The sequence below is a fragment of the Streptomyces sp. CY-1 genome, from assembly GCF_047218265.1.
Lineage (GTDB): Bacteria > Actinomycetota > Actinomycetes > Streptomycetales > Streptomycetaceae > Streptomyces > Streptomyces niphimycinicus.
Window position 1 is genome coordinate 9,730,030 of record NZ_CP178393.1, and the last position, 26,117, is coordinate 9,756,146.

The following is a 26,117-nucleotide window of genomic DNA, read 5'->3' on the forward strand; positions in this document are numbered from 1 at the left end:
CGGTGACCGTAGCACGCCAGCAGCAGAGCCAGTATCTGGACCGGGCGAGTTCCAGCGCCCTGGTCGACGTGGTCGACCTGATCCTGGACAAGGGCCTGGTCATCGATGTGTATGTGCGGGTGTCCCTGGTGGGCATCGAGCTCCTGACCATCGACGCCCGGATCGTCGTCGCCAGCGTGGACACGTATCTGCGGTTCGCGGAGGCGACCAACCGCCTCGACCTCGCCCGCAGCGGCACCGAGACCCACGGCCTGCCCGGCCTCATGGACGACCTCCGGGAGGGCGGCGGCAAGAAGAAGACCAAGGGCGCCCTGGAAGGCGTCAAGGAATCGGTCTCGGATCTGCTGCACGACGATGACGATGACGACGAGGACCGGGAGCCCGAGCCCGAGGAGCGGGAGAGGCACCGGCGTACGAGGGGTTCCACCAGCCACAGGGAGCGCGAGCGGTGATGGCCGAGGACGCACGTGCCTGCTATGTCTACGGGGTCGTCACGGACGACCGGACCGATGAGGCGGTCAAGGACCTGCCCGCCGTCGGGGATCCGGAGGCGCCGGTGACCCTGGTCCGCCACCGCGGTCAGGCCGCGGTGGTCAGCGAGGTGCCTGTCGGCAAGCCGCTGGGCACCCCCGAGGATCTGCGCACCCATGCCAAGGTGCTGGACAGCCTGGCCGAGCAGGGTCCACCGGTGCTGCCGTTCCGCTTCGGCACCGTGGTGCGCGACACCGCGGCGGTGACCGACGAGCTGCTGGCCGAGGGGCACGACGACTTCGCCCGCGGCCTCGACCGGCTCCGCGGCCGCTCGCAGCTCACCGTGCGGGCCCGGTATGAGCAGGACGCGGTCCTGCGCGAGGTGGTGACCGAACAGCCGGAGGCCAGACGGCTCCGCGAGGAGCTGCGGGGGCTGCCGGAGGAGGAGGGGTACGAGCAGCGGATCCAGCTCGGCCGGCTCGTCCTGGACACCATCGACGCGAAGCGGAGCGTGGACGCGCTGGAGCTCGACCGGCGGCTGGGGCCGTACGCACTGGCCTCGGTGTCACAGGAGGCGGCGTCCGCCGAAGGGCTGGCCAACGCCTCGTTCCTGGTGGAGGACGCGAAGCGGCAGGCATTCGAGGAGGCGGCCGAGGAACTGGCCGAGCACTGGCACGGCCGGGTCCGGCTGCGGCTGATCGGCCCGCTTGCGCCGTACGACTTCGTGGCGGACGCGATTGTCGAAGGACCCGGAGGAGAGGAAGGCGACGAGTAGCCATGGGACTGTTCACCGGCCTGGCCACGCTGCCGCTGGCCCCGGTGCGAGGTGTCGTCTGGGTCGCCGAGCGGCTCCATGACGAGGCCCATCGGCAGCTCTACGACCCCGAGGTGATCAAGCAGCGGCTGGAGGAGGTCGCGGAGGCCCGCGAGAGCGGAGAGCTCACCGAGGAGGAGGCGGCCCGCGAGGAGGACGAGTTGGTTCGCAGGCTGATGTCCCAGGGGCCGCCCGGCGGGGGCCTGGAGGTGTGAGCCGTGCCCCCTGAGGAACGGCCTCGCGAGGAGGGGCACCGCGAGGAGCGCCACGACGAGGAGCGCCATCGCGAGGAGCGCAGCCGTGAGGAGCGGCCGCGCACCCGGCCCCGTGCGGAACGGGACCGGCATGAGCGGGGCCATGAGCGGGAGCGGCCCCGCCGTCCCGCCCTCGACGCCCGCGACGCCGCGCGGAGAGCGGCCCGCCATGTGGAGGGGCTGACCGGACGGGCCGCGGAGGGCGTCACCTCCCTGGAGCGCGGGAAGGACGGCTGGGTCATCGGCATCGAGGTCGTCGAGACCCGCCGGATACCGGACTCCACCGACATCCTCGCCGAGTACCAGGTCGAACTGGACGACAGCGGCGAACTCGCCTCCTACCGCCGCACCGAGCGCCACTACCGGGGCAGGGGGGATGACCGGGCATGAACCAGAGCTCCGACTGGAACGCGCCGGTCCGGCGCACCGGCGGCGCACGCGAACCGGCCCGGCGCGGCGCCGAGCCCTCCAGCCTGGCCGACATCCTGGAGCGGGTGCTCGACAAGGGCATCGTCATCGCCGGTGACATCCAGATCAATCTGCTGGACATCGAACTGCTGACGATCAAGATCCGGCTGCTGGTCGCCTCCGTGGACCGGGCCAAGGAGATGGGCATCGACTGGTGGGAGCACGACCCCACGCTCTCGTCCGGCGCCCGGGACGTCCTGGAGGAGAACGAGCGGCTGCGGCGGCGCGTGGGCGAGCTGGAGGAGGGCCCCGGCGCGCACGAGGTGGACCGCGGCGCGGAGCGGGAGGACGAACGGTGACCGATTCCCTCGCCACCTGGCTGTACGCGGTGCTGGCCGCCCCCGAGGACGGCGCCCCGCCACCGGGGCTCACCGGCGTGGCGGACGAGCCGGTGCGCCTGGTGGAGCAGGCGGGGCTGGCCGCCGTCGTGGGCTCCGTACCGCTGGAGGAGTTCGACGAGGACGCGCTGCGCGGCCATCTGGAGGACCTGGAGTGGCTGGAGCGCACGGCCCGCGCCCACCACCGGGTGATCAACGGCGCGGCCCGCCAGGGCCAGGTCATCCCGCTGCGCTTCGCCACGCTCTACCACGACGACGACCGGGTCCGCGCGATGCTCCAGGAGCGCCGGGAGGACTTCACCGCCACGCTGCGGCGGGTGGCGGGCCGCACCGAGTGGGGCGTCAAGGCGTATGTCGACCCCAGGTCCTTCCTGCCCGACCCGGATGAGCCCGCGGGCGGCGAGGACAGCCCCGGCACCGCCTATCTGCTGCGCCGCCGGGCCCAGCGGCAGGACCAGGAGACCGCGCATCTGCGGGCGACCGAGCGGGCGGAGGAGATCCACGCCTCCCTCGCCGCGCTGGCGGTGGCGACGGCCGCCCATCCACCGCAGGACACCGCGCTGGCCGCGTACGAGGGATGGATGGTGCTGAACAACTCCTATCTGGTGCCCGACGGCCTCACCGAGGAGTTCACCGCCCTGGTGACCACGCTGGGGGAGCGCTACCCCGCCGTCACCCTGGAAGTCAGCGGTCCCTGGCCGCCGTACTCCTTCACCGCTCCGCCGAAGCGGGAAGGCCAGGACGGCCAGGACGGCCAGGACGGCCAGGAAGGGCAGGCAGGAGAAGCCGGAGAGGTCCGGCCGGAGGAGGCGCCGCCGTGACCCGTGCGATCGAGCGCAGGGAGGTGGCCCTGGTCGACCTGCTCGACCGGGTGCTCGCCGGAGGCGTGGTGATCGCGGGGGAGATCACCCTGAACATCGCCGATATCGACCTGGTGCGGATCTCCCTGCGCGCCCTGATCGCCTCCGTACGGGTGGAGAACGAGGAGGAGGAACGAGGAGGAAGGGAGGGGGTCCGCCATGACGGCTGACCGCGCTCCCCGGCCCGGCCGGCGGATCGAGGTGGACGAGGAGTCGGTCCGCAAGAGCCTGGCCGGTCTGGTGCTCACCATCGTCGAGCTGCTGCGGCAGCTCATGGAGCGGCAGGCGCTGCGCCGCGTCGAGCAGGGCGGCATCAGCGATGAACAGATGGAGAAGCTCGGGCTGACGCTGATGGCCCTGGAGCAGAACATGGCCGAGCTGCGGGAGCACTTCGGGCTGACGGAGGACGACCTCAACCTGGATCTGGGCCCGCTGGGCCCCCTGCTGCCCCGCGACTGACGGGCCCCGCGGCCGGGCCCCGGTCACCCCGCGCGTCGGCCCCGGCCACTTCAGGCCCCTGACCTGGGGGTCCGGCGCCGATTCGCGAGACACCCCGGCCGGGCCCGTCACCCGCCGAGTAATGTGCGGGTGTGGGGATCACGCTCAACCTCCAGCGCGCACGACCCGCCGATGTGTACGTCGGCCGGTCGGCGCTGGCCGAGCTCATGTCGGTGCTGCACATCATGGCCGAGCCCGACCACCACCCCGAGGCCCAGCGCTGGACGCACCGGCTCGGGACGGCGATCTCCCCCTCCCTCGCCCATGAGATGAGCGCTCTGTCCCCGCTGTGGGCCCGGCTCCGCTGCCGGCTGCTGTTCCCACTGGGGCTCCCGCTGGACCAGCCCTTCGAGGACGAGCTGCGCCATCTGGAGAAGCTGCCGCTCGAGGAGTTCGTGGGCCTGTGCTCCCAGGGCGTGCTCGGCTTCCGCGAGGCGGTGCCCCCGGCCGGCAGCCTGCTCACCGACCCCGAGGCCGCCGAGCGCTATGTGACCCAGTGCGAGCTGCGGTCCATCCGGCGCGGCGAACTGGCCCACGATCTGGTGGCCTCGCCCGAGGGGCTGCGCGGCCGGCTCCTGTGCTTCCTCGACTCCTGCCACGAGGCGTTCTTCGCCTCCGAGTGGCGCACGGTCCGCGACCGGCTGGAGTCGGCCGCCGCCCGGGTCGGCGGCGACATCCGGCGGCGGGGTCTGGCCGAGGTGCTGGCCGGGCTCAGCCCCACCGCGGTGGTCTCCCGGGGCGGGGAGCGGGTGCGCTACGACAAGCTGGCCGTCGCCGAGATCGAGATCGGCCCGCGCCCGCTCTTCCTGCTCCCCTCCGTCCATGTCTGGCCGCATCTGACCGTCAAGGACGAGGAGTGCCACCCCGTGGTGCTCCAGTTCGCCGCCCGGGAGGACGGGACGGCCGATCAGCTCACCCAGGCGGAGCTGCGGGCCCGGATGTCCGCACTGGCGTCCCTGGGCCGGATGGAGATCTGCCGCCATCTGCTGGGCGAGCCCATCACCACCTCCGAACTGGCCCAGCGGATGGGGCTCGCCGATACGCAGGTCTCCCGCACCCTGCGCCAGCTCAGGGACGCCGGGCTCATCGAGTCCGAGCGCGAGGGCAAGTACGTCTACCACCGGCTGGCCACCAGCACCCTGCTCCGGCTGGGGCAGGACGTGCTGGCGACCATCATGCGGTGACGGCCGGGCCACCGCGGCCCGTCAGCCCGGCCGGGTCCACAGCAGCACCGCCGAGGGGCGCTCCGCGTCCATGTGGACGCGGTTGGTCGCGACCACCTTGCGGCGGCTCACCGCCTCCGGCACCCCGGTATTGGAATTGACGTCGAACCGGGGGAAGTCGCTGGAGGAGATGTCCACCCGTAGCCGGTGCCCGGCCTCGAAGCGGTTGGCCGTGTCCGGCGCCGGGATCTCGATCTCGTAGATCTCGCCCGGCTCCAGCGGCTCCGGGCGCTCGAACGACTCATGGAAGCGGCAGCGGAAGATGCCCTCGGTGAGGTTCATCGCGAAGCCGTGGGGATAGTCCTCGTTCGGCGGATGCACATCGACCAGCTTCACCGTGAAGTCGGTGTCCGGCGCGGAGGAGGAGATGAACAGCCGCGCCGTGACCGGCCCGGCCACCTCCAGCGGCTCCTCCAGCGGCGGGGTGGCGAGCGAGATCACATCGGGCCGGGAGTTCAGCGGCAGATACGGCGGGCGGGCGCCGTAGAACCGCTCGTCCGGCACCTGGTCGAAGGCGCCGCCCACCATCACCGGCTCCCCCGAGGTGACCTGGCCGCCCAGCGTCGGCACCGGGTCGTTGGGGTCGAAGTCGTACTCCACCCAGGCCCGTGTCGCAGCCGGCCGCTCCGCGCTCAGCTCGCCCGAGGCGTGGCAGTAGAACGCCGTCTCCCGGGTCCCGGCCGGGGGCCACTGGGTGTCGGTGTGCCACCGGCCGCCGTGCCGCATCCGCCCGGCCTCGTCCCGCCGGCCGTCCCCGCCGCCCATCAGGAAGTACCGCACCCGCGGGATCGACTCCGGATCGCCGCCCCCCAGCACCGCGTCGAACCAGCGCTGCCGGAAGGACAGATACGAGGTGTCCACATTGCCGCTGAAGGTCGCGGCGGGCCCGAAGTCCACATCGCCGGCGAAGGTGACACAGCGCAGTCCGTGCTTCCACGGGCCCATCACCAGATACGCCGGGGACCGCTTGAGACGGCCCATGGTGGTGAAGTTCTCGATGGTGGAGCGCACATACGGGTCGTACCAGCTCGACATGTGCAGGCTCGGCACATCGGGGAAGCGGTCGTAGTGGCCACGCCCGTAGATGGCCGGCTGGCGCCAGTACGCCCCGAAGGCGTCATGCCGCCACTGGTCGAGCAGATAGCGCTCGTAACTCCCCACCTGACGCAGCGGGGAGACGCCGGTGCGCCACGGCAGCACGGTGAACCAGTCGCGCAGATCCGTCCCCGCGAACGCCTTGCGCACCAGCGGGTCCCGCTCCGCCTCCGGGCTCTCCTCACCGTGCCGGAAGGCCCAGGTGATCTGCTTGAGCTCGAAGGCGCCGCCCATCCGCATCCCGGCCTCGTAGGCGCTGGCGAAGCCGCCGGAGTCCATGAACATCGCGGACAGGCCGGTGGGGGACTCGGCCGCGGCCGCCGTCTGGGCGTGGGCCGAGTAGGACACCCCCATCATGGCCACCCGGCCGTCGCACCAGGGCTGGGCGGCGATCCAGTCGATGGTGTCCGCGCCGTCCGGCCCCTCGCCCAGATACTTCACGAAGGTGCCGTCCGAGTCCCCGCGGCCCCGGCAGTCCTGCCGCACCACGTGGTACCCCGCGCGGACGAAGAACGCCGAGGTCTCCTCCGGCGTCGGTACCGGCTCGTCGTGGCGGCTGCGGTCGGAGTCGCGTATGTCGCGGCGGCCGTAGGGGGTCCGTTCGAGGATGACCGGACGGGGTCCGGGCCGCTCCTCGGCGCTGAACAGATCGGCGGCCAGGACGATCCCGTCCCGCGTCGGAACGCGCAGGGTGCGTCGCCACACCCGCTCGTCCAGCAGCCGGGCGGGCTCCTCCCAGGCGGCCCGCTCTCTGTCCCCGCTCGTTTCGGTCTGGCTGGTTCGTGCCATGGAAGATCTCACTGGGTCTGGGATTGCTTGGAGCCGTTGAGGGCGAGCTGGGACCGGGTGACCGTGGACAGCGGCAGCCCCCACTGGCCGAAGAGCTTGGCGTAGGTGCCCGATTCGTACATCTTCCGAAGCCCCTTGACGATCACGGAGGCTAGCCCGGTGCCCTTCTTGGCCTGGATGCCGTAGATGGCGGACGCGGCGGGCAGGTCCATCATGTCCTTGATCTCGAGCGTCTCGAAGCGGTCCTGCGCGTTCTGGCTGGCCGAGGTGTTGGAGGCGCTGGGCGCGGCGACCGCGTCCACGCGCTTGCTCTGGAGCGCCAGCGAGGCGGCGGGCAGATCGGTGTAGAGCTTCGCGTCCACCGACGGCTTGCCCTTGGCGGCACACCGCTTGTTCTGCGCGGCGAGCACGTTCTGCGTTCCGGCGCCCTTCTCGACGCCGACCTTGTGCCCGCAGACCTCGAGACCGGTCTTGGGGCGGAAGGAGCCGTCCCCCAGCACCAACAGCGTCACACTGCTCTGCGCGAAGTCGGCGAAGTCGACCTCCTTCTGACGCTCGATGAAGTCACCGGAGGGGGCGCTGAGGTCGATCCGGCCGGACTTCAGCCCCGGGATCACCGCGTCGAAGTTGGTCCGCTCCACCTTGATCTTCACATCGAGCAACGAGGAGAGCTGCGCGGCCAGTTCGGGGACCAGCCCGGTGATCTTCCCGTCGGACTCGAAGGTGACATACGGCGCGTACTCGCTGACACCCATGATCAGTGTCTTCTTGGTGTACTCCTCGGGCACCTCGGCCGCCAGCGCACTGTCCTTGGGCTCGGGGGCGAGCGTGGCCGCCGGATGGCTCCGCTTGGCCTTGCCGTCGCCGGGGGTGTCGTCCACCGAGCAGGCGGACAGGGTCAGGGTCAGGGAGGCCAGCAGGGCACATGCGGCGACATGGGGACGGTTGCGCATGGGTGCTCCATTCCAGGAGATGGGGGGTGGCGGATGCGGAAGAACGGGACCGGTCAGCGGCCCCAGACGGTCTCGGCGACGCGCCGTACGTTGCCCCCGGCCAGCTTTCCCACGTCCGGTTCGGAGTAGCCCCGCTCGAACAGCCACCGGATCATGTTGCCGACGGCCTCCGCGGGGTTCTCGCAGCCGCGTACATACGCGACCTCCTCGTGCGGCGGCAGTTCGGGGGCCTTGCCGTCGTGCGCGTCGTCCTTGCCGAAGAGCGGGGCGAACGTCCGGTGCCAGGCGGTGTGATCGCCGAAGTTGGTGTCCGGGCCGAAGGCCACATGGTCGATGCCGACCAGATCGATACAGCGCTCGATGTGCTCCATCACCGAGTCCAGGCTGTGCCGGGGGTGCTGGGCGGTGATGGTCGTATGCGGCGCCGCCTCGACGCCGATGAACCCGCCGGACCCGGCGCAGGCCCGGATCACATCGTCCGGCTTCATCCGCGGGGTGGGCCACAGCGCCCGGGACCCGGCATGGGTGATCACCACGGGCGCGGCGGAGCGGCGCACGGCGTCCAGGGCCGTCGCGTCCCCGCTGTGCGAGACATCGACGATGATCCCGAGGTCGTTCATCCGGCGCAGCGCCCGGCGGCCGAGCAGGGTCAGACCGGTGTCACCGGTGTCGGCGAGCCCCGAACCGAGCTGATTGCTCTCGCTGTAGACCAGGCCGAGCAGGCGGACGCCCAGACCGTAGAGCAGATCGAGCCGGTCGATGTCATTGCCGATGGGGGAGGCGGACTCCAGGGTCAGCACCACGCCCACCTGATCGCCGGCCCGCGCCCGGTCGGCCTCCTCGAGCGTACGGACGGGCGTCACCAGCCGCTGATGGGCGAGATCCGCCTGGCGCATGGCCAGATCGGCGACCGCGTCGTCCCAGTCCCAGGGGGCATGTGAGCGGATCATGCTCACCGCGGCCGGGCCGCCGTCGAAGAACAGGTCGACCCCCGAGTGGGCGATGCCCTCGTAGGGGATCGACTCCCGGCCCTGGCGGCGGTAGGCGGCGAAGTCGCCCGGATCCGCGGGGCGCAGCGAGAGATGGTCATGCGCGGAGATCACCGGATGGCGCTCCTCGAAGTCCCGCGCACGGACCTCGACGTCCTCGCTCCACTCCAGCGCGGACCCGGGGACCCGGCCGAGCGCGGGCGCCAGCTCGAAGGCGCGGAAGTCCTCCCCGGCCTCCAGGTACTGGTAGGAGCGGTAGGAGTCCCACAGCTCCAGGCGCCGGAGAGTCTTGGCGGGCAGGGGAAGTTCGGTGCTCATGGGCTGACCTTCGACAGGAACGTACGGGTGCGGTCGTGTGCGGGAGTGCGCAGCAACTGGTCAGGGGCACCTTCTTCGACGATCCGGCCGTCGTCCATGAAAACGATCCGGTCAGCGATATCGGCGGCGAAGCGCATCTCATGGGTGACGACGACCAGCGTCATGCCCTCGCGGGCCAGGTCCCTGATGACGCTGAGCACCTCCTGCACCATCTCGGGGTCGAGGGCGGAGGTCGGCTCGTCGAAGAGCATCACCTTGGGGCGCATCGCCAGGGCGCGGGCGATGGCCACCCGCTGCTGCTGGCCGCCGGAGAGCTTGTCCGGGAAGCTGTCCAGCTTGTGGGCGAGCCCGACCCGGGTCATCAGCTCCACGGCCCGCTTGTCGGCTTGGGACTTGGAGAGCCCGAGCACCCGGCGCGGGGCCTCCACGATGTTCTCGCGGGCGGTCAGATGCGGGAACAGATTGAAGCTCTGGAACACCATGCCCATCGCCGAGCGCTGGGCGGCCAGCTCCCGGGAGCCCAGCTCATGCAGGGTGCGGCCGCGCAACTGGTAGCCGATGACGCTGCCGTCGACCACCACCACGCCCTGGTCCGGCACCTCGAGGTGATTGACGCAGCGCAGCAGCGTGCTCTTTCCGGATCCGGAGGGACCGATCAGACAGACCGTCTCACCTCGGTGGATATCCAGGGAGATACCGTGCAACACCTCGGTGCCACGGAACGACTTACGGATCCCACGCAGGGAGACGACCGCCTGCGATTGCTTTTCCGATGCCACGGTCATACCGAGTGCTCGATCCTCTTCACTTTCCCGGCCTTGTCGGCCGAAATCAGGGTGTGCCGTCCCAGACGTCGCTCCAGGCGCTGCTGTAGAAGAGTGATGACGCCAGTGATGATCATGTACCAAATGGCGGCCACGATCAACAGCGGAACGGTCTGGAAGTTCTTGGCGTAAATGAGCTGGACCGAGTAGAGCAGGTCAGCCAGGGTGATCACGCTGACGAGGGAGGTGGCCTTGAGGAGAGATATCAGCTCATTTCCCATCGGCGGGACGATGACCCGCAGCGCCTGGGGGAGGGTGATACGGAAGAAGATCTGAGTCGGCGTCAACCCCAGCGCGGACGCCGCCTGATGTTGTCCCTCGGGCACCGCGAGCAGCCCCGAACGGATCAACTCCGCGATGTACGCGGTCTCATGGAGGGTCAGGCCGATGATCGCGGCGGTCAGCGGACCGATGACGTCGTTCGAGTCGAAGGTGATGAAACGCGGCCCCCAGGGAATGCCGAGGGACAGTGTCGGAAACAGCGCGGCGAGGTTGTACCAGAACAGCAGTTGCACCAGCATGGGAATGCTGCGGAAAACCCAGATAAACGCCGCGGCGACCGTGGACATGAGCCGGGAGTCGCCCATCCGCATAAGAGCGACCAGGGTGCCGGTAACCAGTGAAATCGCCATGGTCACCGCGGTCATTCCAATGCTGACCCCGATGCCCTTCAGTACCCGGATTTCAAAGAAGTATTTCGCGACGGTGTTCCACTCGAAACGAGGGTTGGTGAATATCGTGGTGACCGCCATCGCGGCCAGTACCAGCACGATCGCATTGGCCACCAGAAGTCCGGGACGCCGTCGCTTCGCGCGTGTGAGCACGGTTGGCTCGGGTAGTGCATCGACGTTCGGGACTTTGGTCATGGTGTGCCTTCGGACGGTCGGGTCGCGGCAGAATTACCGCATCCTAAAACCGCACGTGCGGGCGTTCACCAACAGTTGACACAGAACGGTCAACCGTAAACGGGGGAATGTGCCCGTCCGCCCGGAGCGGCCGAGTGGGCGGACGGACAGGCGGACGGACGGGTGTCGGTGGACCGGGCTCCGCCGGGCCTACAGCGCCTTTTCGAAGGGCAGCGGGCCGATGGTCTCCGGGTCGGCCGAGATATCGAACAGCGGGGTGTAGCCGGTGGCCAGATACAGTCCGCGCGCCTCCGGCTGGCGGGGCCCGGTGGTGAGGTAGACCCGGCGGTAGCCGCGTTCGGCGGCCGACCGCTCCAACTCCGCCACCACCCGGCGGGCCAGCCCGCGCCGCCGGTGGCCCGAGTGCGTCCAGATCCGCTTGAGCTCCGCCGTCCGCCCGTCATACCGCCGGTACGCACCACCGGCGACCGGCTCACCGTCCTCCAGCAGCAGAAGCAGCTCCCCGTGCGGCGGGGCGAACTCCTCGGCCGGATAGCGGTTCAGCTCACGATCGGCCGACCTGCCGTAACGGGTGGAGTACTCGTACGCCAGCTCGGCCAGCAGCGGCTCGACCCGCGGATCGTCCACCGTCACCCGGGCCACCGTCAGCCGGGGCGCGGGTTCGGCCGCGAAGGGCGCGCCGGAGCGCGGACCGGGCTGCGAGCCGTCGTCGGTGGCGGCGGTGCCGAGGAACTCCACGGACATGGGGTGACCTTTCGGGAAGCGGAGACATGGCGAGACAGGGGAGAAGCGCCCCGGAACCGGAACATGGCGGTTCGCCGGGTGATGGCGCGTCAGCCGCGGAAATGGCAGACGAGGGCCCTGGGATCAGAAGAGTCTGAGATCAAAGGAGGGCGGCCGGTGGGACGGCCCGCTGCCGGGTCAGCCGGAACAGGAGGCGGACCACACCCGACCGAAGTCGATGTGGTCGCGTGTGACCAGGGGCAGCTCAGTCCTCACCCGCATCATTCAGCCCCGCGCGGGCCCGTTCCGTCAACCGCTGTCCACATGATGGCCCGTATGCGCCCCCGCCACGACAGCCGCCCGTATCCCCCGCCCGCGTGGCGGAAGGGGGATACGGGCGGCTGTCGTCGGCCCTGGGTCAGCGGCCTGCCACCGGCTGCGGTGTGCCGGACCGCTCCGAGGGTGCCGTGAGCCGGTCCGGACCGCGGCCCGGCAGCAGCGAGGCGACCGCGAGCGCCACCAGCGCGGCGCCGCCGCCGATCACGAAGGCGGTGCGGAAGCCGTTCAGGGACGGGACCTCGGTGGGCCCGAACGCGGTGGTCATATGGGCGAGGACGACGCCCACCACGGCACTGGCGGTCGAGGTGCCGATGGACCGCATCAGGGTGTTGAGGCCGTTGGCCGCGCCCGTCTCGGACACCGGCACCGCCGACATGATCAGCGCGGGCATGGCCGAGTACGCGAGGCCGATCCCGGCGCCGATCACACACGAGATGATCACGACCTGCCAGGCGGCGTCCATCAGGAAGACGCCCATGCCGTACCCGACGGCGATCACTCCCGCGCCGAGCATCAGCGACACCTTGGGGCCCCAGGTGGCCGTGATCCGCGCCGACAGCGGTGAGATGGCCATCATCACCAGACCGGACGGGCCCAGGCACAGACCGGCGGTCATCATCGACTGGCCCAGCCCGTACCCGGTCGCCTCGGGCATCTGAAGCAGTTGCGGCAGCACCAGCGACATCCCGAACATCGCGAAGCCGATGACGATGGAGGCCAGATTGGTGAGCAGAACCTGACGCCGGACGGTGGTGCGCAGATCCACCAGCGGCCCGGTCACCCGCAGCTCCCACCGGCTCCACAGCAGCAGCACGACCACCGCGCCGCCGAACAGCCCGATGGTGGTCGTGCTGCCCCAGCCCCAGTCGGCGCCCTTGGAGATGGCCAGCAGCAGGCAGAGCAGCCCGGCCGACAGCCCGATGGCGCCCACCAGGTCGAACCGCCCGCCGCCGCGCACCGGGGACTCCGGTACGAGCGCCAGCACCAGCGCGATCACCACCACGCCCAGGCTCGCCGAGACCCAGAACAGCACATGCCAGTCGGCGTGTTCGGCCAGCGCCGCGGCGCCGGGCAGGCCGAGGGCACCGCCGACGCCCAGCGAGGAGCTCATCAGGGCCATCGCCGAGCCGAGCCGTTCGGCGGGCAGCTCGTCCCGCATGATGCTGATGCCCAGCGGGATCACGCCCGCGGAGAAGCCCTGGAGCGCACGGCCGACGATCATGGGCGCGAGGGCGTCGGAGAGCGCGCACACCACCGATCCGACCACCAGCATCGTCAGGCTGAGCAGCAGCGTCCGCCGCTTGCCGTACATATCGCCGAGCCGCCCCAGTACGGGGGTGGCCACGGCGCCGGCGAGCAGGGTGGCGGTGATCGCCCAGGAGGCGTCCGAGGCCGAGGTGTGCAGCAGTCCCGGGAGATCGGGGATCAGCGGCACGACGAGGGTCTGCATCAGGGAGACGACGATTCCGCCGAACGCCAGGACGGCGACCACCGGTCCGGAGCGCGGCGGGTGGGCGGTCGTCGCCGCTTCGGAGGCATCGGGGGTCGGAGGTAAGGAAGTCACGGTGGTCCTTCGTCGGGGCGCGGCCGATCCACGTCAGGTGCGGCAGCAGTGTCGCATAAATTTGTGTAACTGGTACGTCAAATATAGCCGCCGCTCTCGCCCGTCGGCTCGGCGGCACCGGCCGGTCCGCCTCGTCGGATCGGCGATGCCGTGGCGACGGGCGCGCACGATGTCCACGGGCAGGTCGGATGCGGTCATGGCGCGAGGCGGCGTTCAAGAGGCCGCGGTCAAGGCGCCGGACGGCCACGAGCGGCACCCGAGTCGACTTGCGTAGCCTGGGGCCTGGCACGACGGGGGCGAGCGAAAGGACACCGGATGGCCGGGACCGCGGAGGGGACCGTCCGCAGGGGACGTGGGCGCCCGCCCCGCCTGTCGCGCGAGCAGATCGTCCGCAGCGCCGCGGAGCTGGCGCTCCGCGAGCCGGAGGTCGCGCTGACCGTCAAAAAGGTCGCCGAGGCGGTCGGTTCCGCCCCCATGGCGCTCTACCGCTACTTCCCCGACCGCGACGATCTCCTCCAGGCGGTGGCCGACCGGGTCCTGGCCGAGACCCAGCACAAGGACCCGCCGGGGGAGACCTGGCAGGAGCGGCTGCGCTCCTGGATGCACAGCAGCCGCGACTATCTGCTGCCCCACCGCCAGTTGCTCCCCTATATGGCCGCCACCCAGCAGCCCGCCCGGATCTCCTCCCTGGTGACCCTGACCCGGATGCTGCGCCCCCTGCGGCTGACCGAGGACGATCTCGCGCTGGCCGTGACCCTCATCGGATCCACCGTCATCGGCCACGCGGTCTACGAGACCCACCGCGGCCCCGTCTCCGCCCGCAAGCTGGACGCACTGAGCGAGGCGCTGGCCCGCTACCCCCAGGAGGAGCGGGAAGCGGTCGCCCCGCTGCTGTCGAGGCTGCCGCGGGCGCAGAGCAGGCTGTACGACGTGGTGGTGGACCGTACGGTCGCCGCCATCGAGGCGCTGGCGACGGAATGACCCGCCCCGGGGCCGTCACGCCCCGGAACGGGTCATCGCCATGGCCGAGCCGTGTGCCTAGGTGGTGCACTCCATGGACGCCGGGTCCGCCGCGTCGCGGATCAGCGCCCGATGGGCCCGGCGCAGCCGCTCCACATCGGGCTTGATCTCCTTGCGGTCATAGGTGAGCAGCCCGTTGAGCTCGCCCTCCACATCCGTGATCTGGGTGTAGACGGCCCCGCTGCTGCCGTTGCACGCCACCAGTTCGCGCACCTTGTCCAGCAGCTTCAGATACTCCTCGGTGTACTGGTCCTTGTCGACGCCGACATAGGTGTGCTGCACCGGCCAGGCATGGCCCGGTATGGCCAGGCCCAGCCCGCCGTACTCACCGGTGACGCCCGCCCGTGAGGCGTCGGGGCGCGGATCGCCCGGTCCCGGATAGGCGTGGATATCGGCGAGGTCGCCGTTGCCGGTGTCGTTCCAGCCGCTGGCGCCGTCGATGAGCCGGGTGGGGTCCCAGCCCTTGGCGAGCTCGGGCACCTTCGGGCCGCCGTACTGGCCCCAGCTCTCGTTGAAGGTGACCCAGATGGCGATCGACGGACTGCTGATGTGCTGGTCGATCATCCGCTTCATCTCGTGCTCGTACTGCGCCTGCGCCTTCTCCGACGGGGTGACCGTGTTCATGGCGGGCATGTCCTGCCACACCATCAGGCCCAGCCGGTCGGCCCAGTAGTACCAGCGGTCGGGCTCGACCTTGATGTGCTTGCGCACCGAGTTGAAGCCCATGCGCTTATGCATCTTCAGGTCGTACGCGAGGGCCTCGTCGGTCGGCGCGGTGTGCAGGCCGTCCGGCCAGAACCCCTGGTCGAGGGTGGCCATGGAGAAGATCGGCTTTCCGTTGAGCACCGTGCGCCGCTTGCCGTCCACCTCCTTGACGGCGATGCTCCGCATGCCGAAGTAGCTCTCCACCCGGTCCGCCGAGGCGCCCCGGCCGACCGTGACCTTGAGCTGGTACAGATGCGGATCGTCGGGGGACCACAGATGCGGCGAGGGCACGGGGACGGTCAGCGGCTTCCCGGTGCGCCCGGTGGCGGTGCCGACCACGCGCCGTCCGTCGTAGGCGGTCGCGGTGACCGGGACACCGTCCCGCACCCCGCGGACCTCGGCGGTGAGGGCCTGGCCGGGGACGTCCGGGGTCAGCTTGAGCGTGTCCACGTGGTCGGTGGCGACCGGCTCCATCCAGACGGTCTGCCAGATGCCGGAGGAGGGGGTGTAGAAGATGCCGCTGGGGTCGAGGCGCTGCTTGCCCATCGGCGGGTTCTCGCCGTCGGCCGCGTCCGTCGGGTCGTAGACGCCGACGATCAGCTCCTGGGTGCGGCCCGGCCGCAGGGCGTCGGTGACATCGGCGCTGAACCGGTCGTAGCCGCCGCGGTGGTCGGCCACCCGGGTGCCGTTGACGTACACCTCGGCCTGCCAGTCGACGGCGTCGAAGTTCAGCCGCAGCCGCTTCGCGTCGCCGACCTTCCAGTCGGCCGGCACGGTGAACGTCCGCCGGTACCACATGCGGTCCTCATGGCGCTCCACACCGGAGAGCTTGGACTCCACCGGGTACGGCACCAGGATCCGCTCCTTGAGCCGCTGCCCGACGGGCGGCTTCTCGCCCTCCTTCGCGGCGGCGAACTGCCAGTCGCCGTTGAGGTTGCGCCACTGATCGCGGGTGAGCTGGGGGCGCGGGTACTCGGGGTGGGCGTTGTCCGGGCCGACGTCCTTGGCCCAGGGGGTGCTGAGCTGATACGTCGATGTGTTGCCGCCGAAGGACACATACGGCTCGATGGCGCCGTCGCCGTCCTCCAGGCCGCCCTCGCCGTCATAGCGCACAACGGCCTCGCCGCCGCGGCCGACCACCGGCTCCTTCAGGGCGAGCAGCAGCTTGGACGGGTCGGAGGCGTCCAGCCGGGCGCGCCCGAGCGGCCAGGCCGCGCCGCCGATGACGGCGGTCAGATGTGACGTCAGATCGGCCGGGGGAGTGGTCAGGGGCTGGGCGAAGTCCAGCAGCAGGGTGCGGCCGTCGGGCCGGACGGCGCTGGTCAGGGGGCCGTCGTAGTCGAAGTCGGCGGGCAGCCGGAAGGCGGACGCGGGCACGGGCGCCTTGGCCGCGCCCGGCGGGGTCCAGGACAGATGGAGGTTGGAGCCGCCGTAGTGCTCGAAGTACTCGACCTTGATGTCGTACGCCTTGCCCGCGGTGAGCTCGACGGGCTGGGAGGTCTGCTCCTTGTCCCAGTCGTCCACCCAGTGGTCGATGACCGGTTTGCCGTCGATCCACAGCCGGAAGCCGTTGTCGCCGGTGATCGAGAAGGTGTGCGCACCGGAGCGCTCCGGTGTGATCTGGCCGGTCCAGCGGACGCTGACGTCGTCGGACCGTCCGGTGGTGGCTTGCAGCCGCGGCTCCAGATTGTCGAAGTCCAGGGCGGTGTCGAGGCTGGTGGCCTTCAGCTCGTGGAAGTCGAAGGCCCCCGAGGCGGACTGGAGGTAGTAGTCGCCGCGGAGGCCGTGGACGACCGGGGAGTCGTCGGAGCGGGTGTCGGCCGCGGCCGGACCTGGACCGGTCAGCAGACCGAGCGCGCCAAGCGCCAAGGTCACGGTCGCGACCACGGATCTGGCGAAAGATGAACGAAAACGCACATGTCCTCCTTGCTGGAACAGCTACTGAGGCTGCTGCTGGGACAAGTGGGGCGCCGCCATTGCGCCATCCCCAACAGAACCTGTCAATAGTGAACGCAAGGCAACAGCCTGCCTGTTGGGTACTGAGCCTTGACGGGAATGCGCTTTCTTCCTAGCGTGCGATTCATAGATGTGACTGGAATTCAATAAGCTGCACAGAGGAGGCCCGTGATGGGGCGACGGATCGTGGTGTCGGGCGGCGGTACCGGCATAGGACTGGCGGCCGCGGAGACCTTCGCCGCCGAAGGGGACCGGGTGGTCATTCTCGGGCGCCGCGCCGAGGTGCTGCGCACGGCGGCGGACAAGCTCAACGCCGCCTACGGCCCCGACCTGGTCACCTGGACCAGTGCGGACCTCAGCGACCCGGGGCAGACCCGGCGCGCCGCCGAGTTCATCGCGGCGGACGGTGGGGTGGACGTGGTCGTCACCAACGCCGGAGGCAATGTCGCGGCCTCCAACGACGGCACCCTCGAAGGCATCGCCGACCAGTACCAGCGGAACTTCGCGGCCAACGTGCTGACCGCCGTACTGCTCACCGAGGCGCTGCTGCCCCACCTCACCCGGCCCGGCGGCCGGATCGTCCATCTGTCCTCGGTCGCGGCGCTGCGCGGCCCCGGATCGTACGGCGGCACCAAGGCCGCGCTGCACACCTACACCTTCGAGCTGGCCAAGCGGCTCGGCCCGGAGGGCATCACCGCCAACGCGGTGGCTCCCGGCTATGTCGAGGACACCGAGTTCTTCGGCGACCGCGGCACGCCCGAGTTCATCGCCCAGCAGATCGGGCAGACGCTCACCGGACAGCCCGGGACGCCCGTCGAGATCGCGGCCGCCATCCGCTATCTGGCCTCCCCGGAGGCCGCGTACGTCACCGGGCAGGTCCTGCACATCAACGGGGGCGCGCAGTTCGGCCGCTGACCCCGCCTCACCCCCGGCGCCCCCGCCGGACAGGGCCGTGGATCGGATCCGCGCCAGGGCAGCGCGGATCCGATCCGCGCTAGGGCCATACGGCCCTGGAGCAAGGGCCGCGCAGCCCTGCCGCCGCGTTCAGCCGTGGTCCAATCTGGTCCTCCACACAGGTGGGGGGAAGACGGACGGACGGCCGCACCGAAGGAGTCAGCTCGCTGACTCCAAACCATCTTCGGGCGCGGCCGCCCGTCCGTCCTGCGTTACCACTGCTTCACCACGCACCACGCAAGGGGGGACCTCATGTCCGCATACACCGCCCGCATCGGCGCGGCACTCGCCGCCGGCTGCGCGATCGCCCTGCTGTACCCGGCGACGCCCGCCGGTGCCGCGGGCTCCGTACACCTTTCCAAGATCTACTACGACTCGCCCGGCACCGACAACGGGAGCACCTCCAGCCTCAACGGCGAGTACGTCCAGATCAAGAACTCCACCTCACGCGGGGTCAGCCTCAAGGGCTGGGTGCTCGTCGACGCGAGCAACCACAAGTACACCTTCCCGAGCTACACCCTCGGCGCGGGCAAGACCGTGACCGTGCGGACCGGCACCGGCTCCGACACCTCGGCCACCAAGTACCAGGACCGCCGGGCGTACGTCTGGAACAACGACGCCGACAAGGCCACCCTCCGCAAGACCGGCGGCTCCACGGTCGACACCTGCTCGTACAACAGCAGTCGGGTCGACTACAAGATCTGCTGAGCGCCCGCCGCGCGGGGGCGCGGCGCAGCCGGTGAAGTCCCGCGGCCCGGACGACAATGGGGGTGTCGAGGGAGGAGAGCCGGTGAGCGGCCGTGGCGGACTGGGTGTGGGAGTACGAGGGCTATGAGCCCGGCGAGGAGCGGCTGCGCGAGTCGCTGTGCACGCTCGGCAACGGCTATCTCGCCACCCGGGGCGCGGCCTGCGAGGCGGCGGCCGATGAGACGCACTACCCGGGCACCTATGTGGCGGGCTGCTACAACCGGCTGACGTCGGTGGTCGGCGGACGGCAGGTCCAGAACGAGGACCTGGTCAACCTGCCGAACTGGCTGCCGCTGCGCTACCGCGTCCACGACCCGGACCGGCCCGTCGGCACCGGCGGCTGGCTCACACCCGACGGGGACGAGCTGACCGGCTACCGGCAGACCCTCGACCTCCGGCACGGCACCCTCCTGCGGCGGCTGCGGTACACCGACCGGCACGGCCGGGTGCTCCACGTCGACCAGGAGCGGCTCGTCCACATGGGTGATCCGCACCTGGCGGCGATGCGCACCACCTTCCGGGCCGAGGGCTGGTCCGGCACCGTCGAGCTGGAGTCGGGGCTCGACGGTGCCGTGGCCAACACCGGCGTGGCCCGCTACGCCGCGCTCTCCGGCCGCCATCTCGTCGACCGGCGCACCGGCTCCGCGGCCCCCGAGACCGTATGGCTGAGCTGCCGCACCACCACCTCCGAGGTACGGGTGGCCATGGCCGCGCGTACCCGGGCCGTCCGCGGCGCGCCCACCGGCAGCGGGCAGCGGCTCACCGAGAGCGCGGCGGTGCGCACCCTGGCCGTGCCGGTCGGGCCGGACGCCCCGGTCATCGTCGAGAAGACCGTGGCGGTGTACACCTCCAAGGACCCCGCGATGAGCGATCCGACCCAGGCCGCCCTCGACGGAGTGGCCCGGGCGCCGGAGTTCGGGAAGCTGCTGGCCTCCCACCACACCGCCTGGGAACACCTGTGGCGCGAAGCGGCGCTGGAGGTCCCCGGCGAGGCGGGCCACATCCTGCGGCTGCATCTGTTCCACATCCTCCAGACGCTCTCGCCGCACACCGCGGAACTGGACGTGGGCGTCCCGGCCCGCGGCCTCCACGGCGAGGCGTACCGCGGCCATGTCTTCTGGGACGAGCTGTTCGTGCTGTCGTATCTGAACCTGCACTTCCCCGAGGTGTCCCGGGCCCTGCTGCACTACCGTCACCGGCGGCTGCCCCAGGCGTGCCGCGCCGCCGCGGACGCCGGGCGGGCCGGGGCGATGTACCCGTGGCAGAGCGGCGGCGACGGCCGTGAGGAGACCCAGACGCTGCATCTGAACCCGCGCTCCGGCCGCTGGCTGCCGGACCACTCCCGGCTCCAGCACCATGTGGGCTCGGCGGTGGCGTACAACGTGTGGCAGTACTGCCAGGCCAGCGGCGACACCGACTTCCTGTACACCAAGGGCGCCGAGATGCTGGTGCAGATCGCCCGCTTCTGGGCGGACACCGCCGTCATGGATCCGGACCACGGGCGGTACCGCATCCGCGGGGTGGTCGGGCCCGACGAGTATCACGACGGCTATCCCGGCACCGACCGCCCCGGGATCGACGACAACGCGTACACCAACGTCACCGCCGCCTGGGTGCTCGACCGGGCCCTGGAGCTGGCCCGTACCCTGCCCGAGCCGCGCCGCCGCGAGCTGTTCGAGCGGGTGGGCCTGGACCGCGCGGAGCCGGAGCGCTGGGAGGACGTCTCACGGCGGCTGCTGGTCCCCTTCCACCGGGGAGTCATCGGCCAGTTCGAGGGCTACGGGGAGCTGGCCGAACTCGACTGGGACGGCTATCGCGCCCGCTACGGCGACATCCGCCGGCTGGACCGGATCCTGGAGTCCGAGGGCGACTCCGTCAACCGCTATCAGGTCTCCAAACAGGCCGACGCGCTGATGCTCGGTTACCTCTTCGCCCCCGCCGAGCTGTCGGGCCTCTTCCGGCGGCTCGGCTACGTCCTGGACGACGACGTCTGGCAGGCCACCGTGGCGTACTACCTGCCCCGGACCAGCCATGGCTCGACCCTCAGCGAGCTGGTGCACGGCTGGGTGCTGGTGCGGGCGCGCCGGGACGAGGCGTGGCGGCACTTCCAGGAGGCGCTGCTCGGCGATGTGGCGGACGTCCAGGGCGGCACCACCGGCGAGGGCATCCACCTCGGCGCCATGGGCGGCACCCTCGATCTGGTGCAGCGCGGCCTGACCGGGCTGGAGACCCGCGAGGACGCGCTGTGGCTGGACCCGGTGCCGCTGCCCGAGCTGTCCGGGCTGTCGGAGTACCGGTTCTCGGTGCGCTATCGCGGCCACTGGGGCGTCGCCCTGCGGGTGCGGGCCGGGAGGCTGTGGATCAGCGTGCCGGACTCGGAGGAGTCCCCGATCGAGGTGCGGCTCGCCGACCGCTCGCTGACCGTCGCCCCGGGGGAATCCCGCTGGGTTCCGCTGCCGCCCGGCTGAGCCCCCGGGCTGAACGCGCGTGCTCGACCCGCGCGCTCGACCCGCGGGCTGAACTCCGGATGGGAGTTCCCTTCGGCCCGCTCAGCCGAGGCCGGGGACCACCAACGCCAGCCAGACGACCGGGGGCACCGCTACCACCATGATCCCGCCGTAGACCATCAGTTGCCGGAAGAACCGGTCCCGGTCCACATCCGGCGCGTTGGCCAGCACCAGCGCCCCGTTGGTCGAGAAGGGGCTGACATCGACGACGGTCGCCGACACCGCGAGGGCCGCGATCATCCCCACCGCGCCGATGTCGCCCTGGGCCAGGAAGGGGACGGCCAGCGGGATCAGCGCGCCCATGATGCCCACCGAGGAGGCGAAGGCGGAGACGATCGCGCCGATGTAGCAGAGCAGCAGGGCGGCGAGCAGCGGAATCCCGATGTCGCTGACCGCCTTGCCCGCGTAGTCGATGGTGCCCATCTCGTCCAGCACCCCGACATAGGTGAGCACACCGCAGATCAGCAGCACAGTGGGCCAGGTGACCTCGTTGACGGCCTTCTTGCCGTGGTCCGGCCAGAAGACGCTCAGGGCCACGGCGAGGGTGATCGAGGTGAGCCCGGCGTCCAGATCGAAGGCGAGCACCGCGACCACCAGCACCACCAGCGCGCTCAGCGTGGCGATACGGGCCGGGGTGAGCCGGCCCTCCGCCTCCGCCGGGGCCTCACCCGCCCCGTCCTCCCGCGCCTCCCCGGCGGCGACGGCGGTCCGGGGGAGCTTCAGCCCGCCGCAGACGACGAAGACGACGGCGGCGATGATCAGGTTGACCACCAGGCTCGCGAGAAACAGCGTGACCTCGTTGCCGGGCAGCTTCTCCCGGTCCACGATGCCGTTGACGATCGAGCCGTAGATGCTGATCGGGGAGAAGCCGCCGCCCTGGGCGCCGTGCACCACCATGGCGCCCATCAGCAGCGGGCTGATGTGGTACCGCGCGGCGAAGGAGAGCGCGAGCGGAGCGACGATCGCGACCGCCGCCGGGCTCACCGCCCCGATCGCGGTCAGCACCCCGCTGATCGCGAACATCACCCAGGGGATCAGCGCGACCCGCCCGCCCACCAGCCGGATCGAGGCGTGCACCAGCCAGTCGGTGGTGCCATTCGCCCGGGCGAGGGCGAACAGATACGTCACCCCCACCAGCACCACGAACAGATCGCCCGGGAACCCGGCGAAGATATGGTCCGCGCTGAAGTCGGCCACCAGCTCGCCCACGCCGAAGGCGGCGGCGAAGGACAGGGCGCCCATGTTGATCGAACGAGTGGTGGCGATGACGAAGACCACCACCAGCACGAGTATCGAGATCAATTCGTCGGACATCGCGCGCTCCCGTCACGGGGACCCGGTCGGCGGACCGGGGACGGTCGGGCCAAGTGGCCTGCTGGCTGACTCACGTTGGGGGCCGGGCGGTTCGGCAGTCAAGACATCGGTGGCAGATTGGCTCAGCCAATTGACCAGTGCTCCACCGGTCCGTCAGACCACCGCACCATCCCTCCACCCGGTGCTACGCTGCGAATCGGGACCATCACAAACCGCGATGGGGGGAGCCCGTATGGCCGGGGACGCGCTGCGACCGATGAACCGTCAGCGTCTGTACGAGCAGGTGCTGGAGAGGCTGCGCGCCTACGTCGAGGAGGGCGGGCTGCGCGCGGGCGACCGGCTGCCGACCGAGCGCGAACTGGCCCAGCGCCTCGGGATCAGCCGCGCCTCCGTCAAACAGGCCATCGTCGTACTCGAGGTGCAGGGGCTCGTCGAGGTGCGCCAGGGCGGCGGTATGTGCCTGCTGCGCGACAGCCTCGACACCGAGCCCGTCGAGCGGCTGGTCGAGCGCCGCCGCAGGCTGCCCGATGTGCTCGACGCCCGTGAGGCGCTGGAGACCAAGCTGGCCGAACTCGCCGCCGAGCGCCGCACCGACGACGACCTCATGGCCCTCCAGCAGGCCCTGATCTGGATGGAGGACGAGATCGAGTCCGGGCGCCACGGCATCGAGGGCGACCGCCGCTTCCACGCCGCCGTCACCGCGGCCGCGCACAGCCCGCTGCTCGGCGAGTTCATGCGCTCCATCGCCGACCAGATCGCCGAGAGCCGCGAGGAGTCGCTGCGTCAGCCCGGCCGCCCCAGGCGTTCGCTCGGTCAGCACCAGAGCATCCTGGACGCCATCGCCGAGCGCCGCCCCAGGGCCGCCGCCGCGGCCATGCGCCGCCATGTCCGCACCGTCGCCCAGGTGCGGCTGCTCAACTGGAATCCGGACGACGCCCCATGAGTCCGCGCGGGTATCCGTTCCGAGTGTGACCGATCACGGTCTTGGTCTGGACTTTCCCCCCTGGCTCGCTAGGCTCGGCGCGATCGACACGTGAAAGCGCTCTCACCCGCCGAACAGAAGGGGAACTTCCATGAGACGGAAGCCCGTTGTCCGTGCCGGACTGTCCGCACTGCTCGTCCTCGGCGCCCTCTCGGGTGCCGGCGGGGCCTTCTCGACCGCCGCCGCGGCCTCCGGCGCCGACGCCCCCGCGGCGAAGCCCGCCGCCGCGCCGGCGCCGTCCGCCGGCCTCGTCCGCGCGCTCGGCCGGGACCTCGGCCTGACCGCGGACCAGGCGCGCGAGCGGCTCGGCCAGGAGGCCGCCGCCATGAGGCTGGAGCCCAAGGCCGAGCGCGCCGCGGGCGCGTCCTACGGCGGCTCGTGGTTCGACACGAGCAGCGGAAAGCTGGTCGTCGGCGTCACCAGCGCCGAGCGGGCCGCGTCGGTACGGGCCACGGGCGCCACCACCCGGATCGTGAAGCACAGCGCCGCCGCGCTCGACGCCGCCAAGGCGCGCCTCGATGACCAGGCCCGCGAGAAGGCCGCCCCGGCCGGGGTGAGCAGTTGGAGCGCCGACCCCCGTGCGGGCGGTGTCGTGGTCCGGGTCCGCGAGGGCCGCGAGGGCGACACCGCCGTCCGCGCGTTCCTCCGCGCGGCAAAGCGCGCGTCCTCGGTCCCGGTCACCGTCGAGAAGGCCCCCGCCCAGGCGCCGACGACCTTCGCCGCCGGTACGGTCGGCGGTGACCCGTACTACACCGGCAACGTCCGCTGTTCCATAGGCTTCTCGGTCCAGGGCGGCTTCGTCACCGCCGGGCACTGCGGCCAGGCGGGCGGCTCCGTCAGCGGCTGGGACGGCTCGTACATCGGCAACTTCCAGGGCTCCTCCTTCCCCGGCAACGACTACGCCTACGTCAGCGTCGGCAGCGGCTGGTGGACCGTGCCGGTGGTGCTCGGCTGGGGCACCGTTCCCGACCAGTTGGTCCGCGGCTCCAACGAGGCCCCGATCGGCGCCTCCATCTGCCGTTCCGGCTCCACCACCCACTGGCACTGCGGCACGGTCCTGGCCAAGAACGAGACCGTGAACTACAGCCAGGGCGCCGTGTACGAGATGACCAAGACCAGTGTGTGCGCCGAGGGCGGTGACTCCGGAGGCTCGTTCATCAGCGGCGACCAGGCCCAGGGCGTGACCTCGGGCGGCTGGGGCAACTGCTCCAGTGGCGGCGAGACCTGGTACCAGCCGATCAACGAGATCCTGTCGGTGTACGGCCTGCGGCTGCACACCGCCTGACGGGGCGGTACGGCGGCGATACGGCGACAAGGCGACGGGGCGGGCCCGGCGGCCCGCCCCGTCGCAATCGTTTCGCCGCCTATCCGTGGCGGTGCGCGGACAGCCCGTGCGGGTCGTGGCCGGGGATGGTGCCATCGGGCTTGGCGACCAGGAACAGCCCGGCCATGCCCATGTCGGAGTGGCTCTGGACATGGCAGTGATACATCCAGGCGCCGGCGCCGACGTTCTCCCCGGCGATCACCTGGAAGCCGAAGGAGTCGGCCGGACCGGTGATCTTGTTGTCGATGACCCGGCTCACATCGTCCGGGCCTTCCAGCAGTCCGGTGCGATTGTCCGCCCAGCGGTGCCCGTGCATATGGAAGGTGTGGTAGTACTCGCCGTGCGTGATCATGATGATCTCGACACGGTCGCCCACCGTGGCCCGGAACTCGGGGGCTTCATGGCCCGACTTGTTGTTGATCGTCATATCGTTGAAGACGATGGTGAACTGCTTGTCCGGCAGGATGTCACCCGCCCGCCGCACCACCACGGGGCCGTACAGCCCCTTCCGGAGGCCGCCGGTGCCGTGCGGGGTGCCCACCGCGTGGTCGTGGTAGTGCCAGTAGCCCGCGCTGCCCGGCCGCCAGGTGCCGTCGGCGCGTTTGCCCGGGGCGTGGGTGCGCCAGGTGTAGGTGCGGGTGCCGCCCGGCTCCACGGCGCTGCGGTTGAGCTGGGTGCCGTCGCTGGCCACGTCGTAGTCCAGGCCGTGCACATGGAGGCTGGCCGTGACGTCCATGGTGTTCTCGAACTCGATGTGCAGGGTGTCGCCCTCGGTCAGCTCGATCAGCGGACCGGGGATGGTGGCCTTGCCCTTCTCGAGGCCGTAGCCCATCTGGCCGTCCGGCAGTTTCTCGGCGTAGAGCTTGAGATGGCGGACCACTCCGCCCGCGGTCGCCGTCCGGACCGCGCCGGACGGGGCCTTCGGCGCCTTCGCGGCCGCCGAGGAGGTGAGGGCCAGCGGTCCGACGGCCGCGGCGGCCGCGCCGCCGGTGAAGAGCCGTCTGCTGAGACCGCGTCTGGAGGTGATACCGGGTGCGTCGCTCATCGTTCTCCCAAATCGCTGTGGATCCCCTGCCGTTGACGATGCGCAGATGCCCCGGGGTGCTTTCACGGTAGCCGGGGGAGCTTCGTTCATCCACACTCAGGACAAAGTTCGTTGAGTTGCGGTCATAGCTATTGGCGGGTTGCGAAAAGCCGTCTAGCTTCCTTCAGCGGTGGTTTC

25 protein-coding genes are annotated in these 26,117 nt (G+C 70.8%); 15 read left to right on the top strand and 10 right to left on the bottom strand.

Annotation, left to right across the window (positions count from 1 at the left end; all coding sequences use genetic code 11):
* Positions 1-2 precede the first annotated feature (2 nt).
* The 9 genes from gvpJ to ACK1X7_RS41990 all read left to right on the top strand — a co-directional run bounded on the left by gvpJ (position 3) and on the right by ACK1X7_RS41990 (position 4,887).
* Positions 3-452, top strand: a complete 450-nt coding sequence (gene gvpJ, locus ACK1X7_RS41950; RefSeq protein ID WP_390794106.1) for a gas vesicle protein GvpJ — start codon at positions 3-5, stop codon at positions 450-452.
* Positions 452-1,246, top strand: coding sequence for a GvpL/GvpF family gas vesicle protein (locus ACK1X7_RS41955; protein ID WP_385147928.1), 795 nt, complete (start codon positions 452-454; stop codon positions 1,244-1,246). The genes gvpJ and ACK1X7_RS41955 overlap by 1 nt, the downstream gene beginning before the upstream one ends.
* A gap of 2 nt (positions 1,247-1,248) precedes the next feature.
* The gene (locus ACK1X7_RS41960) at positions 1,249-1,500 is read left to right on the top strand and encodes a gas vesicle protein GvpG (protein ID WP_385147926.1); all 252 of its coding nucleotides are present in this window, start codon (positions 1,249-1,251) and stop codon (positions 1,498-1,500) included.
* A 3-nt stretch (positions 1,501-1,503) separates the two neighbouring features.
* Positions 1,504-1,929 carry a gas vesicle protein GvpO gene (gene gvpO / locus ACK1X7_RS41965; RefSeq protein WP_390794107.1) on the top strand — a complete coding sequence of 142 codons (426 nt, stop codon included), beginning with the start codon at positions 1,504-1,506 and terminating at the stop codon, positions 1,927-1,929.
* Positions 1,926-2,306, top strand: a complete 381-nt coding sequence (locus ACK1X7_RS41970; RefSeq protein WP_361497050.1) for a gas vesicle protein — start codon at positions 1,926-1,928, stop codon at positions 2,304-2,306. Before gvpO ends, ACK1X7_RS41970 begins: the two co-directional genes overlap by 4 nt.
* On the top strand, positions 2,303-3,166 hold the full coding sequence (locus ACK1X7_RS41975) for a GvpL/GvpF family gas vesicle protein (protein WP_413116502.1): 864 nt from the start codon (positions 2,303-2,305) through the stop codon (positions 3,164-3,166). The genes ACK1X7_RS41970 and ACK1X7_RS41975 overlap by 4 nt, the downstream gene beginning before the upstream one ends.
* Entirely contained in the window at positions 3,163-3,375 is a 213-nt protein-coding gene (locus ACK1X7_RS41980) for a gas vesicle protein (protein ID WP_413116503.1), read from the top strand. The genes ACK1X7_RS41975 and ACK1X7_RS41980 overlap by 4 nt, the downstream gene beginning before the upstream one ends.
* On the top strand, positions 3,365-3,664 hold the full coding sequence (locus ACK1X7_RS41985) for a gas vesicle protein K (RefSeq protein ID WP_382960249.1): 300 nt from the start codon (positions 3,365-3,367) through the stop codon (positions 3,662-3,664). Before ACK1X7_RS41980 ends, ACK1X7_RS41985 begins: the two co-directional genes overlap by 11 nt.
* A gap of 131 nt (positions 3,665-3,795) precedes the next feature.
* Positions 3,796-4,887, top strand: a complete 1,092-nt coding sequence (locus tag ACK1X7_RS41990) for a DUF5937 family protein (protein ID WP_390794108.1) — start codon at positions 3,796-3,798, stop codon at positions 4,885-4,887.
* Between the two features lie 21 nt (positions 4,888-4,908).
* Here the strand turns inward: ACK1X7_RS41990 and ACK1X7_RS41995 are convergent, their stop codons facing one another.
* From ACK1X7_RS41995 to ACK1X7_RS42025, 7 genes are all read right to left on the bottom strand, one after another.
* Positions 4,909-6,810 carry a CocE/NonD family hydrolase gene (locus tag ACK1X7_RS41995; RefSeq protein WP_413116504.1) on the bottom strand — a complete coding sequence of 634 codons (1,902 nt, stop codon included), beginning with the start codon at positions 6,808-6,810 and terminating at the stop codon, positions 4,909-4,911.
* 8 nt (positions 6,811-6,818) lie between these two features.
* A complete protein-coding gene (locus ACK1X7_RS42000; RefSeq protein ID WP_385147911.1) occupies positions 6,819-7,763 on the bottom strand; it encodes a transporter substrate-binding domain-containing protein in 945 nt (314 codons plus the stop codon).
* A gap of 53 nt (positions 7,764-7,816) precedes the next feature.
* Entirely contained in the window at positions 7,817-9,070 is a 1,254-nt protein-coding gene (locus ACK1X7_RS42005) for a dipeptidase (protein ID WP_413116505.1), read from the bottom strand.
* Positions 9,067-9,855: an amino acid ABC transporter ATP-binding protein gene (locus tag ACK1X7_RS42010; RefSeq protein WP_385147905.1), complete on the bottom strand. Its 789-nt coding sequence runs from the start codon at positions 9,853-9,855 to the stop codon at positions 9,067-9,069. The genes ACK1X7_RS42005 and ACK1X7_RS42010 overlap by 4 nt, the downstream gene beginning before the upstream one ends.
* Positions 9,852-10,760: an amino acid ABC transporter permease gene (locus ACK1X7_RS42015; RefSeq protein WP_413116506.1), complete on the bottom strand. Its 909-nt coding sequence runs from the start codon at positions 10,758-10,760 to the stop codon at positions 9,852-9,854. The genes ACK1X7_RS42010 and ACK1X7_RS42015 overlap by 4 nt, the downstream gene beginning before the upstream one ends.
* Before the next feature lie 189 nt (positions 10,761-10,949).
* Complete coding sequence (locus tag ACK1X7_RS42020) at positions 10,950-11,504, bottom strand: GNAT family N-acetyltransferase (RefSeq protein WP_390794110.1); 555 nt, start codon at positions 11,502-11,504, stop codon at positions 10,950-10,952.
* Positions 11,505-11,901: 397 nt separating this feature from the next.
* A complete protein-coding gene (locus tag ACK1X7_RS42025; RefSeq protein WP_385147899.1) occupies positions 11,902-13,386 on the bottom strand; it encodes an MFS transporter in 1,485 nt (494 codons plus the stop codon).
* Between the two features lie 315 nt (positions 13,387-13,701).
* Between ACK1X7_RS42025 and ACK1X7_RS42030 the strand changes: the two genes are divergently transcribed.
* The gene (locus ACK1X7_RS42030; protein WP_361497019.1) at positions 13,702-14,367 is read left to right on the top strand and encodes a TetR/AcrR family transcriptional regulator; all 666 of its coding nucleotides are present in this window, start codon (positions 13,702-13,704) and stop codon (positions 14,365-14,367) included.
* Between the two features lie 57 nt (positions 14,368-14,424).
* Here the strand turns inward: ACK1X7_RS42030 and ACK1X7_RS42035 are convergent, their stop codons facing one another.
* Positions 14,425-16,986, bottom strand: a complete 2,562-nt coding sequence (locus tag ACK1X7_RS42035) for a PA14 domain-containing protein (protein WP_385147896.1) — start codon at positions 16,984-16,986, stop codon at positions 14,425-14,427.
* 252 nt (positions 16,987-17,238) lie between these two features.
* On the opposite strand from ACK1X7_RS42035, the gene ACK1X7_RS42040 reads away from it, so the two are divergent.
* The 3 genes from ACK1X7_RS42040 (at position 17,239) to ACK1X7_RS42050 (ending at position 21,236) form a co-directional block, all read left to right on the top strand.
* A complete protein-coding gene (locus ACK1X7_RS42040; RefSeq protein WP_390794112.1) occupies positions 17,239-17,982 on the top strand; it encodes an SDR family NAD(P)-dependent oxidoreductase in 744 nt (247 codons plus the stop codon).
* Positions 17,983-18,273: 291 nt separating this feature from the next.
* A complete protein-coding gene (locus ACK1X7_RS42045) occupies positions 18,274-18,729 on the top strand; it encodes a lamin tail domain-containing protein (RefSeq protein WP_385141114.1) in 456 nt (151 codons plus the stop codon).
* 92 nt (positions 18,730-18,821) lie between these two features.
* The gene (locus tag ACK1X7_RS42050; protein ID WP_390794113.1) at positions 18,822-21,236 is read left to right on the top strand and encodes a glycoside hydrolase family 65 protein; all 2,415 of its coding nucleotides are present in this window, start codon (positions 18,822-18,824) and stop codon (positions 21,234-21,236) included.
* 81 nt (positions 21,237-21,317) lie between these two features.
* Here ACK1X7_RS42050 and ACK1X7_RS42055 read toward each other — a convergent pair whose 3' ends face one another.
* Entirely contained in the window at positions 21,318-22,589 is a 1,272-nt protein-coding gene (locus ACK1X7_RS42055; protein WP_385141120.1) for an SLC13 family permease, read from the bottom strand.
* Between the two features lie 232 nt (positions 22,590-22,821).
* Here ACK1X7_RS42055 and ACK1X7_RS42060 point away from each other — a divergent pair, with 232 nt between their 5' ends.
* Together ACK1X7_RS42060 and ACK1X7_RS42065 are read left to right on the top strand one after the other, a co-directional pair.
* Complete coding sequence (locus ACK1X7_RS42060; protein ID WP_385141123.1) at positions 22,822-23,532, top strand: FadR/GntR family transcriptional regulator; 711 nt, start codon at positions 22,822-22,824, stop codon at positions 23,530-23,532.
* Positions 23,533-23,662: 130 nt separating this feature from the next.
* Positions 23,663-24,856, top strand: a complete 1,194-nt coding sequence (locus tag ACK1X7_RS42065; RefSeq protein ID WP_385141126.1) for a S1 family peptidase — start codon at positions 23,663-23,665, stop codon at positions 24,854-24,856.
* Between the two features lie 79 nt (positions 24,857-24,935).
* Here the strand turns inward: ACK1X7_RS42065 and ACK1X7_RS42070 are convergent, their stop codons facing one another.
* Positions 24,936-25,940: a multicopper oxidase domain-containing protein gene (locus ACK1X7_RS42070; RefSeq protein ID WP_385141129.1), complete on the bottom strand. Its 1,005-nt coding sequence runs from the start codon at positions 25,938-25,940 to the stop codon at positions 24,936-24,938.
* Positions 25,941-26,117: the final 177 nt, after the last annotated feature.

What these genes read in the sequence shown, in the direction of transcription:
- ACK1X7_RS42005 (WP_413116505.1), bottom strand. Translation starts at nt 9,070, where the DNA reads ATGAGCACCGAACTTCCCCTGCCCGCCAAGACTCTCCGGCGCCTGGAG.
- ACK1X7_RS41955 (WP_385147928.1), top strand. Translation starts at nt 452, where the DNA reads ATGGCCGAGGACGCACGTGCCTGCTATGTCTACGGGGTCGTCACGGAC.
- ACK1X7_RS42000 (WP_385147911.1), bottom strand. Translation starts at nt 7,763, where the DNA reads ATGCGCAACCGTCCCCATGTCGCCGCATGTGCCCTGCTGGCCTCCCTG.
- ACK1X7_RS41985 (WP_382960249.1), top strand. Translation starts at nt 3,365, where the DNA reads ATGACGGCTGACCGCGCTCCCCGGCCCGGCCGGCGGATCGAGGTGGAC.
- ACK1X7_RS42055 (WP_385141120.1), bottom strand. Translation starts at nt 22,589, where the DNA reads ATGTCCGACGAATTGATCTCGATACTCGTGCTGGTGGTGGTCTTCGTC.
- ACK1X7_RS41970 (WP_361497050.1), top strand. Translation starts at nt 1,926, where the DNA reads ATGAACCAGAGCTCCGACTGGAACGCGCCGGTCCGGCGCACCGGCGGC.
- ACK1X7_RS41960 (WP_385147926.1), top strand. Translation starts at nt 1,249, where the DNA reads ATGGGACTGTTCACCGGCCTGGCCACGCTGCCGCTGGCCCCGGTGCGA.
- ACK1X7_RS41995 (WP_413116504.1), bottom strand. Translation starts at nt 6,810, where the DNA reads ATGGCACGAACCAGCCAGACCGAAACGAGCGGGGACAGAGAGCGGGCC.
- ACK1X7_RS42040 (WP_390794112.1), top strand. Translation starts at nt 17,239, where the DNA reads ATGGGGCGACGGATCGTGGTGTCGGGCGGCGGTACCGGCATAGGACTG.
- ACK1X7_RS42045 (WP_385141114.1), top strand. Translation starts at nt 18,274, where the DNA reads ATGTCCGCATACACCGCCCGCATCGGCGCGGCACTCGCCGCCGGCTGC.
- ACK1X7_RS42070 (WP_385141129.1), bottom strand. Translation starts at nt 25,940, where the DNA reads ATGAGCGACGCACCCGGTATCACCTCCAGACGCGGTCTCAGCAGACGG.
- ACK1X7_RS42065 (WP_385141126.1), top strand. Translation starts at nt 23,663, where the DNA reads ATGAGACGGAAGCCCGTTGTCCGTGCCGGACTGTCCGCACTGCTCGTC.
- ACK1X7_RS42060 (WP_385141123.1), top strand. Translation starts at nt 22,822, where the DNA reads ATGGCCGGGGACGCGCTGCGACCGATGAACCGTCAGCGTCTGTACGAG.
- ACK1X7_RS42015 (WP_413116506.1), bottom strand. Translation starts at nt 10,760, where the DNA reads ATGACCAAAGTCCCGAACGTCGATGCACTACCCGAGCCAACCGTGCTC.
- ACK1X7_RS42020 (WP_390794110.1), bottom strand. Translation starts at nt 11,504, where the DNA reads ATGTCCGTGGAGTTCCTCGGCACCGCCGCCACCGACGACGGCTCGCAG.
- ACK1X7_RS42010 (WP_385147905.1), bottom strand. Translation starts at nt 9,855, where the DNA reads ATGACCGTGGCATCGGAAAAGCAATCGCAGGCGGTCGTCTCCCTGCGT.
- ACK1X7_RS42030 (WP_361497019.1), top strand. Translation starts at nt 13,702, where the DNA reads ATGGCCGGGACCGCGGAGGGGACCGTCCGCAGGGGACGTGGGCGCCCG.